Origin of the sequence: Sinorhizobium fredii USDA 205 (genome assembly GCF_001461695.1) — a bacterium.
Lineage (GTDB): Bacteria > Pseudomonadota > Alphaproteobacteria > Rhizobiales > Rhizobiaceae > Sinorhizobium > Sinorhizobium fredii.
Genome location: NZ_AUTC01000184.1, coordinates 1 through 13,774, shown reverse-complemented (window position 1 = coordinate 13,774; position 13,774 = coordinate 1). Strand labels below are relative to the sequence as shown.

11 protein-coding genes are annotated in these 13,774 nt (G+C 65.1%); 6 read left to right on the top strand and 5 right to left on the bottom strand.

The window, feature by feature from the left end:
* The 3 genes from N181_RS26360 to N181_RS26350 all read left to right on the top strand — a co-directional run.
* Window positions 1–1,037 (top strand): AI-2E family transporter (locus N181_RS26360; protein ID WP_060564003.1); only part of this gene is annotated, 1,037 nt, incomplete at its 5' end.
* A gap of 183 nt (window positions 1,038–1,220) precedes the next feature.
* Entirely contained in the window at window positions 1,221–2,339 is a 1,119-nt protein-coding gene (locus tag N181_RS26355; protein WP_037397146.1) for an efflux RND transporter periplasmic adaptor subunit, read from the top strand.
* Between the two features lie 3 nt (window positions 2,340–2,342).
* Complete coding sequence (locus tag N181_RS26350; RefSeq protein ID WP_037397143.1) at window positions 2,343–5,579, top strand: efflux RND transporter permease subunit; 3,237 nt, start codon at window positions 2,343–2,345, stop codon at window positions 5,577–5,579.
* Here N181_RS26350 and N181_RS26345 read toward each other — a convergent pair.
* Window positions 5,548–6,366 (bottom strand): class I SAM-dependent methyltransferase, encoded by an 819-nt coding sequence (locus tag N181_RS26345; RefSeq protein ID WP_014328847.1) that lies wholly within the window; start codon window positions 6,364–6,366, stop codon window positions 5,548–5,550. The two genes, N181_RS26350 and N181_RS26345, sit on opposite strands and share 32 nt — an antisense overlap.
* Before the next feature lie 215 nt (window positions 6,367–6,581).
* Window positions 6,582–7,490, bottom strand: coding sequence for an SDR family oxidoreductase (locus N181_RS26340; protein ID WP_014328848.1), 909 nt, complete (start codon window positions 7,488–7,490; stop codon window positions 6,582–6,584).
* Window positions 7,491–7,570: 80 nt separating this feature from the next.
* Here N181_RS26340 and N181_RS26335 point away from each other — a divergent pair, with 80 nt between their 5' ends.
* The 3 genes from N181_RS26335 (at window position 7,571) to N181_RS26325 (ending at window position 10,072) form a co-directional block, all read left to right on the top strand.
* Entirely contained in the window at window positions 7,571–8,152 is a 582-nt protein-coding gene (locus N181_RS26335) for a TetR family transcriptional regulator (protein WP_037397132.1), read from the top strand.
* A 110-nt stretch (window positions 8,153–8,262) separates the two neighbouring features.
* On the top strand, window positions 8,263–8,937 hold the full coding sequence (locus N181_RS26330; RefSeq protein WP_037397129.1) for a glutathione S-transferase family protein: 675 nt from the start codon (window positions 8,263–8,265) through the stop codon (window positions 8,935–8,937).
* 76 nt (window positions 8,938–9,013) lie between these two features.
* Window positions 9,014–10,072 (top strand): aldo/keto reductase, encoded by a 1,059-nt coding sequence (locus N181_RS26325; RefSeq protein WP_014328850.1) that lies wholly within the window; start codon window positions 9,014–9,016, stop codon window positions 10,070–10,072.
* 78 nt (window positions 10,073–10,150) lie between these two features.
* Here N181_RS26325 and N181_RS26320 read toward each other — a convergent pair whose 3' ends face one another.
* The 3 genes from N181_RS26320 to N181_RS26310 form a co-directional block, all read right to left on the bottom strand.
* On the bottom strand, window positions 10,151–10,567 hold the full coding sequence (locus N181_RS26320; protein ID WP_037397126.1) for a nuclear transport factor 2 family protein: 417 nt from the start codon (window positions 10,565–10,567) through the stop codon (window positions 10,151–10,153).
* A 110-nt stretch (window positions 10,568–10,677) separates the two neighbouring features.
* Complete coding sequence (locus N181_RS26315) at window positions 10,678–12,702, bottom strand: acyltransferase family protein (protein WP_037397124.1); 2,025 nt, start codon at window positions 12,700–12,702, stop codon at window positions 10,678–10,680.
* Between the two features lie 349 nt (window positions 12,703–13,051).
* On the bottom strand, window positions 13,052–13,774 hold a 723-nt coding region (locus N181_RS26310), incomplete at its 5' end, for an aminotransferase-like domain-containing protein (RefSeq protein WP_155621625.1).

Below are 13,774 nucleotides of genomic sequence, written 5' to 3'. Positions count from 1 at the left end.
AATGTTCGGCATCACATCACAAGACGGCCGTCACCGTGGGGATACCGCTTGTCGCCCCCTTTGCGATCATCGCCATCTGGGCCGGCATTCTCGCCGTCGCGCTCTATCCGGTTTTCCGGGCGCTCTCCGCCCTCTTCGGCGGCCGCCCTCGCCTTGCGGCGGCGGCGATCACTCTGCTTGCCCTGCTGGTTATCGCCGGGCCGCTGGCGGCGATCGCCTTGAGCTTCGCCGAGGCGGTGCAGGCGGGGCTTGGGAAACTGGCGGCCGGTACCCTTAGCGTGCCGGCACCGCCCGATGCCGTGCGCGACTGGCCGCTGATCGGCCACAGGCTGCACGACGCCTGGGCCCAGGCCTCGGGCAATCTCGAAGCGACCCTGCAGCGCCTCGCGCCATCGCTGCTGCAGGCGGGCGGCACCGTGCTCGGCAAGATCGCCGGAATCGGCGTCGATCTCATCGGCTTTATCGTTTCGGTCATCATCGCCGGCTTTCTCTTCCGCCCCGGCCCGCGGCTCGGCGAAGGGCTGAAACTCTTCGCGCGCCGGGTCGCCGGCGAGCGCGGCGCCGGCTTCGTCGATCTCGCCGCCGCGACGATCCGCAATGTGGCGCGCGGCGTCATCGGCGTGGCGCTGCTGCAGGCGCTGCTGGCCGGGCTTGCCTTCTCGCTGTTCGGCATTCCGGCGGCAAGCGTGCTGGCCTTCGCCGTGCTGATCTTCTGCATCATGCAGATCGGCCCGGCCCCGGTGCTCCTGCCGGTCGTCGTCTGGGCCTGGACGGCGATGGAAACCCGCGCCGCCCTCGGCCTGACGCTGGTCCTGGTGCTGATCGGGCTGATCGACAACGTCTTGAAGCCGGTGCTGGTCGCCCGCGGCCTGAAGACGCCGATGCTCGTCATCCTCGCCGGGGTGATCGGCGGCACGCTCTCCTACGGGTTGATCGGCCTCTTCCTCGGGCCGATCGTGCTCGGCGTCTTCTACGATCTGGTTGTTGCCTGGATGCGCTCCGCTCCGGGGCAGGAGGATGGGACGAGGCCGGTTTGATCCATCGGAACAGGACGCGGCCCACTCCCTCCCCGTCCCACCCGTCGACCTTACGCCCCTTGACTATCCTCGCGGTGTCGTATCAATCTCAAGTTGCGTGACTTGACGGGGTGAAAGTGCTCTGCTTCCGGTCATCGAAAGTGAAATTGCAAGCCGTCTCAAGCTGTAACGGGGGAACGTTGCATGCGTGGTTCGAGAACTCTGGCTGCCGTCCTTTCATCAACCCTCCTCGCGGCGCTCTCGCTCGCGCCGGAAAAGCTTCGCGCCCAGCAGGCGCCGGCGCCGGCCGTCGTCGTGGCGCCCGCGGCGATCATGGACCTGCGCGAAACCGCCGATTTCACCGGCCGGATCGTCGCGGTTCAGAAGGTCGATATTCGCGCCCGCGTTTCCGGTTTCCTCGAAAAGGTGAATTTCACGGAAGGCCAGAAGGTCATCGCCGGCACCGTGCTCTATGAGGTCGAGGACGGCACCTATCGCGCCGCCGTCCAGGAGATCCAGGGCTCGATCGAGGCGGCCGAGGCGAGCCGGGAACTTGCCGTGCTCGAGCGTGACCGCGCCCAGCGGCTCATCTCCAGCAACACGGTTGCGCAGGCCACGGTCGACACCGCAAATGCGCAGGTGAAGAAGGCCGAGGCCGACATCGTCCGCCTCAAGGGCAGCAAGCAGGCGGCCGAGCTCAATCTTTCCTATACGCGGATCGTCGCGCCCTTCGACGGCATCGTCGGCCTCTCCGCCGTCGATGTCGGAGGGCTGGTCGGTCCGGATTCCGGCTCGCTCGTCACGCTGACGCGGCTCGATCCGATCAGTGTCCAGTTCCCCGTCGCGACCTCCATCCTTCTCGACTATCGCGAGCGCTCGGTGCGTGGCGAGGTCCCCGCGGGCGGCGATGTCGAGATCACGCTGCCGAACGGCACGACATACCCGAAGAGAGGCGTGATCAATTTCGTCGCCAGCGACGTTTCGCAGGGCACCGACACGATCACGGTACGCGCCGAGCTTCCCAACCCCGATTCACTTCTGCTCGACGGCACCCTCGTCCGGGTCACCTTCGAGCAGACCGAGAAGCAGGAGGTGCTCGCGGTTCCCCAGCAGGCGATCCAGCGCGACCAGCAGGGCGCCTTCGTGATGGTGGTCGGCGCCGACTCGAAGGTCGAGCTTCGCCGCGTCGACGTGGCCCGCTCGAGCCGCGGCCAGGCGGTCATCGCCAAGGGCCTCAAGGAGGGCGAGCAGGTGATCACCGAAGGCGTCGGCAAGGTGCGGCCGGGCGTCACCGTCGATGCGGCACCGGCAGCGGGCGGCTGAGCGATGATCTCGCAAATCTTCATTTCCCGTCCCCGCTTCGCCGCGGTCATCTCCATCGTGCTGACGCTTGCCGGCCTCATCGCGCTCACCGCACTGCCGGTCGCGCAGTTTCCGGACATCGTGCCGCCGCAGGTGAGCGTCACGGCGAGCTATCCGGGGGCCGGCGCCGAGGTGGTCGAGGCGACCGTCGCCCAGCCGATCGAAAGCCAGATCGTCGGCGTCGACGACATGCTCTACATGAAGTCGACGAGCGGCGCCGACGGCTCCTATACGCTGACGGTGACATTCGCCGTCGGCACGGACCCGGACATCGCCACCGTCAACGTGCAGAACCGCGTCTCGCTCGCCGAGGCGAGGCTGCCTTCCGAAGTCAAGCAGACCGGCGTCAGCGTGCGCAAGAAGTCCTCGGCGCTGATGCAGGTGATCGCCATCCATGGCGAGAACGACAGCTTCGACAACCTGTTCCTGTCGAATTACGCCACCATCAACGTCATGGATACGATCAAGCGCGTGCCCGGCGTCGGCGATGCCGCGCTGTTCGGCGCGCAGGACTATTCGATGCGCGTCGTGCTCGACATCGATCGGCTGACCAGCCTCGGCATGACGCCGACCGACGTGATCAATGCGCTGAAAGCCCAGAACGTCCAGGCGGCGATCGGCCGGATCGGCGCCCAGCCGATGACGGACGACCCGCTCTTCCAGCTGAACCTCCAGACCCAGGGGCGGCTCACCGATCCGAAACAGTTCGAAGACGTCGTGCTCCGGGCCGAGGCGGACGGCTCCTTCGTGCGCATCCGCGATGTCGCGAAGGTCGAGCTCGGCGCGGCAAGCGCGGATTCGAGCTCCCGCTTCAACGGCAAGCCGGTCGCGATGATCGGCACGTACCTCGCGCCCGGCGCCAATGCGCTCGCGGCCGCCGAGGGCGTGCGCACGGCGCTGGAGCGCCTGTCGCAAGCCTTCCCGGAAGGCCTCACCTACAAGATCTCCTACGATACCTCCGAATTCGTCGAGGCGAGCGTCGAGAATGTCGTGCACACGCTCATCGAAGCCTTCGTGCTGGTGATCCTCGTCGTCTTCCTGTTCCTCGGCAACTGGCGCGCGACGCTGATCCCGCTCATCGCCGTGCCGGTGGCGCTGATCGGCACCTTCGCGGTGATCCTCGCCATGGGCTTCTCGCTCAACACCGTTTCGCTGCTGGCGCTGGTGCTGGCGATCGGCATCGTCGTCGACGACGCGATCGTTGTCGTCGAGAACGTCGAGCGCGTCATGGAGGAGAACCCGGGCATGCAGGCGCCGGAGGCGGCTCGCCTTGCCATGGGCGAGATCACCGGCGCGATCGTCGCCATCACCCTGGTGCTGCTTTCGGTTTTCGTCCCGGTCGCCTTCATCCCCGGCTTGAGCGGCCAGCTCTTCCAGCAATTCGCGGTCGCCGTTTCGGTCTCCATGGTGATCTCCGCGATCAATGCGCTGACGCTGAGCCCGGCGCTCTGCGCGGTTCTCCTGAAACCGCATCATGGGGAAAAGCGCGGCATTCTCGGCTGGATCTCGCGCCGCATCGACAACGGCCGCGACGGCTACGTCTTCGTCGCCGAGAAGATCGCCCGGCGTGCCGTGATCGGCCTTGTGCTTCTCGCCGTCGCGATCGGTGCCAGCGGCTGGCTGTTCCGCATCGTGCCGACCGGCTTCCTGCCGAGCGAAGACCAGGGCATGTTCTTCACGGAGGTCCGCCTGCCCGAAGGCGCCTCCTACAACCGCACCGATGCAGCACTTCGCCGGGTCGAAACCTTCCTTCGCGACATAGAGGGCGTGCAGGACGTGACCAGCGTCTCCGGCTACAGCTTCCTGGACGGTCTTTCGAAGTCGAACAGCGCCTTTGCGGTCGTCACCATGAAGCCCTTTGCCGAGCGTGAGGCGGCGTCCGCCTCGGTGAACAGCGCCATTGCCACGGCGATGGCCAAGGGCTTGACGGTTCGCGAGGCGCAGGTCTTCTCCTTCAACCTGCCACCGATCCTCGGGCTCGGCACCGGCTCCGGCTTCGAATATCAGTTGCTCGACCTGCAGGGCCGTTCGGCCGCCGACCTTGCCGCCACCGCCGGCGGGCTGATCATCGCCGCCAACCAGAACCCCGCGCTCGGGCCGACCTTCACCACCTATTCGGCAAGCGCACCGCAGCTCTATCTCGATCTCGACCGCGACCGGGTCCAGGCGCTCGGCGTTTCGATCAGTGATTTGTTCGCCACGCTACAGGGCACGCTCGGCTCCTATTACGTCAACGACTTCAACCTTTTCGGCCGCAGCTGGAAGGTGAACCTCCAGGCGGGGCAGGCCGACCGCGACGCCGTCAACGACATCCAGCGCCTGCATGTGCGCAACGCCGCCGGCGGCATGGTGCCGGTCGCCTCCGTCGCCCGCGTCGACTATATCGTCGGTCCGCAGACGATGGTGCGCTACAACAACAACCGCTCGATCACGCTCAACGGCCAGCCCGCCACCGGCGTCTCCTCGGGCGAGGCGTTGCAGGCGATGGCGGCGCTTTCCGCCACCACGCTTCCGCCGGGCTACAGCTACGAATGGACCGGCACGGCGCTGCAGGAGCTCGAAGCCGCCGGGCAGACGACCGCGATCCTGGCGCTCGCCGTGCTTTTCGCCTATCTCTTCCTGGTCGCGCTTTACGAAAGCTGGACGATCCCGGTGCCGGTGCTGCTGTCGGTGGCGGTCGGCGTCGCCGGCGCCCTGGTCTCCGTGCTGATCGCCGGCCTCTCCTTCGACATCTATGCCCAGATCGGCCTTGTCGTGCTGATCGCGCTTGCGTCGAAGAACGCGATCCTGATCGTCGAATTCGCCAAGTTCCAGCGGGAGAAAGGCGCCGGCATCGTCGAGGCGGCCGTTGAGGGCGCCCGCGCCCGTTTCCGCGCCGTGATGATGACGAGCTTCGCCTTCATCGTCGGCCTGATCCCGCTCGTCACCGCCGATGGAGCCGGGATGCTCAGCCGCCGCGCCGTCGGCACGGGCGTCGCCGGCGGCATGCTCGCGGCGTCGCTGCTCGGCATCTTCGTCATCCCCGCCCTCTATGTCACCTTCCAGTGGCTCCGCGAAAGAGGCCACAAGCTCGCCGGCCTGTCCGGCCCCCACCGCGGCGAGGCGATGCCGTCGACCGCAGAGGCCGTCGAAGAGGAGAAGCGCGATCGGCGCGCGCCCGCGACGGCCGCTACCGCTGCGCAGTCGCCACCTGCGCCCTGATCGGCCGCTCGATCGTCCCGCTCCCGAACCGTTTCGTCAGCGTCGCTGCGACGGCTTCGGTCACCGCCGCCAGCGCCGAGCCGTCGCGCTCCTCGATCTCGTTGCGGACGGGCGTTCCCTGGCAGAAGGCGGTTGCGACATCGCGGGCCGACATCGGGCCGTTCTTCTTGTCCAGCGTTTCGAGCGTGATGTCGTGAAAGCCGGCAGCCTCGATATCGGATCTGATCTTCACGGGATCCGCATAGCCATGCGGCACGCGGCGCATGAAGCTCGGCGGGTTCTCTGGGAAGCGTGCTTCCAGCGCCTCCAAAACGGCGTACGACAGAACATTGGCCTCGATCCTGTCCCAGACGTTGAAGAGGAAGCGCCCACCGGGCTTCAAGACACGCCACACCTCGCGGTAGGCATTCACGCGGTCCGGGAAGAACATCACCCCGAACTGGCACAAGACGACATCGAAGCTCTCGTCATCGAGGGGCAACGCCATGGCATCCGCCTGCTGCCAGACGATCCGTTCGTCGTCGCCTTGTCTCAAGTGAGCGACGTCCAGCATCGGCTGGTTGAGATCGGTCACGACGAACTGCGCCTCGATATCGAGCTTCGGCGCCAGCGCCCGCGTGACGACGCCGGTGCCGGCGGCGATCTCCAGCAGGTCGAGGGGTTTCAGCCGCGCCACCCGCTCGGCAAGATCGATCGCATAGGGTTCGAAGATCAGCGGCACCATCAGCCGCTCGTAGATCTCGGGTATCGCTCCGGCAAAGACCTTGTCCGCTTCCGCCATGGCCATGTTCTCCCCTGTCGGCCAGCCGCACCCTCGCGATGACGGCCGCTCTCGCGGAGGCATGATACGACTTTGCGTTGCTTTTCCGAAGCGGCCCGACAGCGAAAGCGGAAAGCCGTACGCTCTCAGGCCCTTGAGAGGACTTCCGATCGCTTAGCGGATTGCCTCACTTTACGTTAGCCAGCAGGCTGGGCGGTTATTGCCTGTGCTTGGGATACCCCTCACCGATATCCCGCCGCATCCGCCGCCTTCCCCGCTTCCATCACCTCGTCCATGTAGCGCCAGCAATCCGGCCGCGAACCGTCGAGGTCGGTGAAGCCGTAGATCTGGGCGAGCCCACCGCTTGACAGCGATTGGCCGTTGAAGCGGGCCTTGTCCGGATCGGCGGCAAGCGCCGCCACGGCCCGGCCGACGAAGCGCGGGGTCTCGGAAATCACGAAATGCGGTTGAAACGCCGTGGCATCGCGCCAGTTTTCCTCGGTTACCTTGAAGGCCTCGAGCATCATCTCCGAGCGCAGCCAGCCGGGGGTGAGCGAGACGGCGGTGGCGCTATGAGGCGCAAGGTCCTTGGCATGCGCCCAAGCCATGCGGTTCGCCGAGGTCTTGGCGAGATCGTAGAAGGGCGAAAGCCGGTAGTGTTCGGCATTGTATTGCGCCGTGCCGTCGGTGACCTCCACCAGCAGCCCGCCCGGTCGCTCGATCAAGAGCGGCAGCGCATAGTGGGCGGTGATCAGGTGCGTGTCGATGGCGAGCCGAAGGATCCTCAGCCCATTTTCGAGATTGTGATCCCACACCGGCTTGTTCCATTCGAACAGCTTCTCGCCACCCCAGATGTCGTTGACGAGGATGTCGAGCCGGCCCTCGTCACGGCGGATTCGTTCGACGAGCCCACGCACCGCTTCCGGCTCAAGGTGGTCCACCTGCACGGCGATGCCCTTGCCGCCGGCCGCGGTCGCGAGTTCCGCCGTTTCCTCGATTGTCTCGGGCCGCTGGTATTCCGAGGCCTGCTCGCGCGTCGTTCGTCCCGTGACATAGACCGTTGCGCCTGCAGCGCCGAGTTCCACCGCGATGCCGCGCCCTGCACCGCGCGTTGCACCTGCGACCAGCGCCACCTTGCCTTCGAGCGTCATCTCGTCCTCCCGAGAAAAATCTGGCCTTCATCGGCCGACGGATATATAAACGCTTATTCGGTTATAAATAAAGGCCAAAAATGCCCCGCCCCAAAACTCTGCCGAACGTGGAAGTGCTCGACGCCGCCCTTGGCATCATGCGCAAGGTGGGGCCGGAAGGCTTGACCTTCGCGGCCCTTTCCGCCGTCTGCGGCCTTTCCGCCTCAACCCTGGTGCAGCGTTTCGAGACCAAGTCCGGCCTCATCCAGGCGGCATTGCTGCAGGCTTGGGACCGTCTCGACCGGCTGACGGCGGAGCTGGCGGCCAATGCGCCGAAGACGCCGGCGGGTGCCGTCGCTCTGCTCGCCGGCCTGTCCGGCGACTATGGCGGCATCGAAAGCTATGCGGACGATCTCCTGATCCTGCGGGAGGACCTGCGCGATCCGCTCTTGCGCGCCCGCGGCGCCGCCTGGCGCGACGTTCTCTCCGCCGCCCTCGAGGAGCGTTTCGCGTGCGTTCCGACCGCCCCGCCTGGTATCGGCTTGATGATGGCCGCCCAATGGCAGGGCGCGCTCCTCTGGTGGAGCTTCGACCCGTGCATTCCGGTCGAGCGCTTCGTCGAGGAAAGCCTCGAGCGCTTCGTCGCCACATTCGCGGCGGAGCGGGAAACGCATTCGAACTGATGGCGCCGGCCCTGGCGGCTGAATCGCGAAGAGGCCGTCTTCCCTCTTTTCTCTTGACGTTGGTGCGCTATACTGATTGCGAAACGCAATCAATCATTAGAGGCACCCGCATGGCTCTGACCCTCTATCTCCACCCGCTCGCCTCCTTCTGCCACAAGGTGCAGATCGCGCTCTATGAAGCCGGAACGCCCTTCGAGGCGCGGATCGTCGATCTCATGGACCCGCAGGAGAGCGCCCGCTACCTGGAGGTCTGGCCAGTCGGCAAGATCCCTGTGCTGCACGACGCCGCTCAAGACAGGATCGTGCCGGAAACCTCGATCATCATCGAATATCTCGATCGCCTCTACCCCGGCAACGAGCCGCTGATCCCGGGCGACGAGGCGCTGGCGCTCGAAGCTCGGCTCTGGGACCGCTTCTTCGATCTCTACATCCAGGTGCCGATGCAGAAGATCGTCACCGACACGCTGCGCGCTTCCGGTGAGAACGACCAGCGCGGTGTCGCCGACGCCCGGGCGTCGCTCGCAACCGCCTATGATCTGGCCGAGCGCCAGCTCAAGGACCGGCGCTTTGCGGTTGGCGAGGCCTTCACCATCGCCGATTGCGCCGCCGCACCCGCGCTCTTCTATGCGGGCATCGTGCAGCCCTTCGCCGGCAGCCACCCGAACCTTTCCGCCTATTTCGAGCGCCTCCTCGAACGCCCGTCCTTCCAGCGCACGCTCGCCGAGGCGAGGCCGTATTTTTCGATGTTCCCCTACAAGGACGCGATTCCGGCACGGTTTCTTTGACCGGCTGTGGGGTGCGGCTTGCGTTCGCGCCCCGGCCCGCTACCTTCCTGGAAAAACCGCGCAAAGGAGCGAGACAATGGAATACCGTCTGCTCGGCCGCTCCGGCCTGAAAATCTCGACCATCACCATGGGGACGATGACGATCGGCGGCGGCGGTAAGTTCGCCCAGGTCGGCAATGTCGGCGTCGAGGAGGCGCGCCGCTATGTCGACCTCTGCCTCGATGCCGGCGTCAATCTCATCGACACGGCCGACATCTATTCGACCGGCACCTGCGAGGAGATCCTTGGTGAGGTCCTCGGCGGAAAGCGCAAGAACGGCGTCCTCGTCGCCACCAAGGCGCGCTTCTCCATGGGTCCCGGCCCGAATGATGGCGGACTGTCGCGCCAGCATCTGATCAGCGCCTGCGAGGCGAGCCTCAAACGGCTGAAGACCGATGTGATCGACCTCTACCAGGTGCACGAATGGGACGGCCAGACGCCGCTAGAGGAAACGATGGAGGCGCTCGACACCCTCGTGCGCCAGGGCAAGGTGCGCTATGTCGGCTGCTCCAACTATTCCGGCTGGCACATCATGAAGGCGCTCGGCATCAGCGCCCTCGAGCATCGCCAGCGCTTCGTCAGCCAGCAGATCCACTATACGCTGGAGGCCCGCGAGGCCGAATACGAGCTGGTTCCAATCTCGATCGACCAGGGCCTCGGCATCCTCGTCTGGAGCCCGCTTGCCGGCGGCCTGCTTTCCGGTAAGCACCGCCGCGCCCAGACGCCGGAGGGCACGCGCCAGTTCGCCGGCTGGAACGAACCGCCCATTCGCGATGAGGAGCGTCTCTGGAAGATCGTCGACATGCTGGTGGCGATCGCCGCCGAGCGCAACGTCTCGCCCGCGCAGGTGGCGCTCGCCTGGCTGATCGGCCGCAAGGCGGTCACCTCAGTCATCATCGGCGGCCGCACCGAGGCGCAGTTCCGCGACAATCTCGCCGCGGCAAGCCTGAAGCTCAGCGACGAGGAACGCGAACTGCTCGACGCCGTCAGCCTGCCACCGGTCATCTATCCCTATTGGCACCAGCTCTGGACCGCCAAGGACCGGCTCGGCGCGGCCGATCTGTCGCTGCTCGGGCCGCATATCTCTGCAGGATGAAGCACGCGGTTCGCCTTCCGACGTCGGCGCGTTGAATACGGCCCGAAAGCCAGGAAAGCCGGCGCGAGGGCGCTTGGTTCAGCGGCTGAGCAGGCCGACGGTTTCCGCCACTTCCAGCGTGTCCACGAACTCGGCGAAATCAATCACCCGGCCTTCTTTGAAGGTGAACTTGTCCATGAGTTCCATATCCTTCGAAATGTTGGACGGAATGAAACGCACCGGGCCGGCGCGATGCACGCACACGGTGTCGCCATCGACGTGCAGGCCGACGATTCTAACGCCGGAAAGGTCCCAATTGTCGAGCAGCGCCTGGATGGAGCTTCGAATGGAGTCCGTGCCGTTCACCGGCTCGGTCATCGGTCCCAGCCAGGTACTCCCAACGATGCGGAAGCGGCAGCCGGGGTCGAACCACCCCATGATAGCTTCGAGGTCATTTTCATTTCGGGCACCGTAAATCAGCCTTACGGCACTCTCCAGTGCGTTTCGATCCGTCATTGTTATCCCCCTTTAGAACCGAGGCGCGGTATGCGGGCGCAACCCGCCTCACTTCCCCTCTTCCGCGCAGCCGTGAGTGTGCACCCGCTCGGCTCCGGTTGCAATGAGCCTCATTGCAACTTGACAGGATCGTCATTTGATTTCGTTCGATCCTGAAATGCCCCGACGCGGCTCTCTCCAAAGATCGCCCGCTCAAGCCGTGGCGCCAGCGATTCCGCATAGGGGGTGGCGATATGGTGACGGTCGCGGAAGGTGAGCTTGCCGTCGATCACCGCCGGGCACCTTGTTCTGTTGCAGAACAGGTCGACCACATCGACATAGGACGCATGCGTCTCTAGAGCGGCCTTTCTTTCCGCGGCGGGAATGGTTTCCTCGACCGCTTCGCTGCGCGGCGTGTCGCAATCGCTCGGGCTCCGCTTCTGCCAAAGCGCGCGCGCCACGCATTTGTCGAGATAGGATTTATGCACCGGCACGTCGCGCAACAGGACGACGTCGCTGCCGGTGCGTTCCAGTGTCTCCACCGAGCGCTTGATGCCTTTCGCCCAGTCCCGCACGTCCATCTGGTGGCTGGATACGGAATTGATGTCGTTCCGCACATAGCTCGACGAGTATTGCGACAGGATGACGACATCCGGCTTCAGCGCCGCGATCTCTCCGAACGCCCGGCGCTTCCACGCGTCGCATTCGCTATAGTTTCGCATCAGCACGCTGTTCCAGGTCGGCACATCTGCCGCCGGACAGGACGATTTCAGATAGGTGACGAGCCGCCAGCTATTGTTTTCGGCGATCCTCTTGAGCGGCGTCGACCAATGGTCGGCATGGGAATCGCCGAGGAGAACCACGGTCTTCTGAGGTTTGGCGGCGCCGAATGCGCAAGCCTTCGGCTGCACCGCCTCTCTTTCGAGCACGCAGGCCGAATCGAACTCCCGCGCCGCCGATTTGCGTTCGGCGCTTTGCTGGATTAGCCGCTGCTCGCCATCGAAGCTGTAGCCTGCCAGGGCGGCACTGCCATAGGCAAGCGTCGTGCCGGCCCCGGTGAGCAGCGCGGCGAGCCCCAGCGACCGCCCCGTCCTGGCTGCGAGCCAGCCGTTGTGGCGGATCGGATTTTCGATGAAGTGGTAGCTGAAGAGCGACAGGGCGAGCGTGATAGCCAGGCAGAGAAGCCGATCCACGACCGAGAGCTCCGGTTCGACAATGCCCGCATAGACGATGACCGGCCAGTGCCACAGATAGAGGGAATAGGACAGCTTGCCGATCTCCTGGAACGGCCGGAGCGCCAGGATGGACTTGGGGCCTGCCGCTCCCTCGTGCGCGCCGCTCAGGAGCACCATCACCGTACCGAGAACGGGGACAAGCGCGATCGAGCCCGGAAAGGGGATCTCCTCCGTCACCGTCAGATAGGCCGTTGCGATGAGCACGAGCCCGAGCCAGCCAAGAGCCGGCGAAAAGCGAAAGCGCCGCGCCCATTGTTGCGGCAGGGCCATCGAGGCAAGACCGCCGAAGGCAAATTCCCATGCTCTCAGCGGCGAAAAATAGAAGGCCCAGGGTTGGGACACGGCCGTCATGTACCAGCACAGCGTAAACGAGATGGCGGCCACCAAGGCAAGGAGTAGGAAAGGACCACCTTTTCCCGGGCGGAGCCGCGCGCAGACGAGAAGGAACGCCGGCCAGACGAGATAGAATTGCTCTTCGACCGAGAGCGACCAGAAATGAATGAAGGGATTGTTCGACGCGTCCGCCGCGAAATAGTCGACGGTCCAGCGGATCAGCCAGAGATTGATCATGTAGGCCGAGGCGAACAGCGACCCCTTGGAGTAGAACTGCTGCTCTGACGGCGCGAGGATGAAATAGCCGAAAAGCAGCGTGGTCAGGATGACGAAAAGCGAAGCGGGAAGCAGCCGGCGGGCGCGGCGCGCATAAAAGCGCCAGAGATCGACCGTGCCGCTTCTTGCAACCTCCTGCTGCAGATGCCGGGTGATCAGAAAGCCCGAAATCACGAAGAAGATATCGACGCCGACAAATCCGCCCGGCAGACTGGTCATTCCAAAATGGAAGGCGATTACCCCGGATACGGCCAGGGCGCGTAGTCCTTCGATATCCGGACGGAAACTCCCCGAAGTTGCAGCTGTACTCATACGACACCGCCCTGTCCCTAGGCCGCCCCGGCAGCCGAGGAGATATCGGCAGGTCGGGAGGCACAGTTCCTTTCGCGTCGCAGCAATCTTGCTGCAGCGCGGCGTGGGCGCGATCCTGGTTCAGAATATGGCCTCAATAAGGGGCTCGGGCGCGTTTGTTCCCTTGCGCAAACAGTGACGGGCCCTTAGCGGCCCCGCGGGCGCATTCGGCAGGTCGCTTCAGAAGCGACGCAACAGTTTATGATCTTCTCGATAAAACAAAGACTTGAGGTGAAAGCCTCAGATCGAGCCGTCACTGTGCGATAGTGCCCCCCGTGGCGGGGGCGCTCGTTTGTGGAAAAACCGTCGCCTAGGCGGCTTGCGCCACCTCGCCGCGAATCAGATCGCCGAGACGGCGGATACCTTCGTCGATCATCTTGTCGTTGGCGCAGGAGAAACTCAGACGCAGCGTGTTTTCACCCGAGCCGTCGGCGAAGAAGGCGCGGCCGGGGACGAAGGCGACCTTGGCGGTCTGAATCGATTTCGCCAGGAGCTCAGCGCCGTCCGTACCCTTCGGCAGTGTTACCCAGACGAACATGCCGCCCTCCGGCTTCGTCCAGGTGACGCCGGCCGGCATGTATTTGTCGAGCGCCGCGAGCATGGCGTTGCGGCGGTGCTTGTAGACCGTGTGGATCTCCGCCACCTGTTCCTCGAAGCCGCGCTCTGCAACGGTGCAGATCGCCATCTGGTTGATGGTCGAGGAATGGAGGTCGGCGGCCTGTTTGAGCAGCACCAGCTTGCGGATCACCGGCTCGGCGGCGCAGACCCAGCCGACGCGAAGTCCCGGCGCCAGCGTCTTGGAGAAGCTGCCGCAATAGACCGTCCGGGCGCTGTTGATGTCGCCCTTGCGGGCGATCTCCAGCGCCAGGATCGGCGGGATCGCCTCGCCGTCGTAGCGCAGCGACTGGTAGGCGGCATCCTCGATGACCGGGATGCCGAGTTCCTCGGCGAGGTCGAGCACCCGCTCGCGGCCGGCGCGGTCGACGGTTTCGCCGGTCGGATTGGCGAAATCGGCCGAGAGATAGGCGAACTT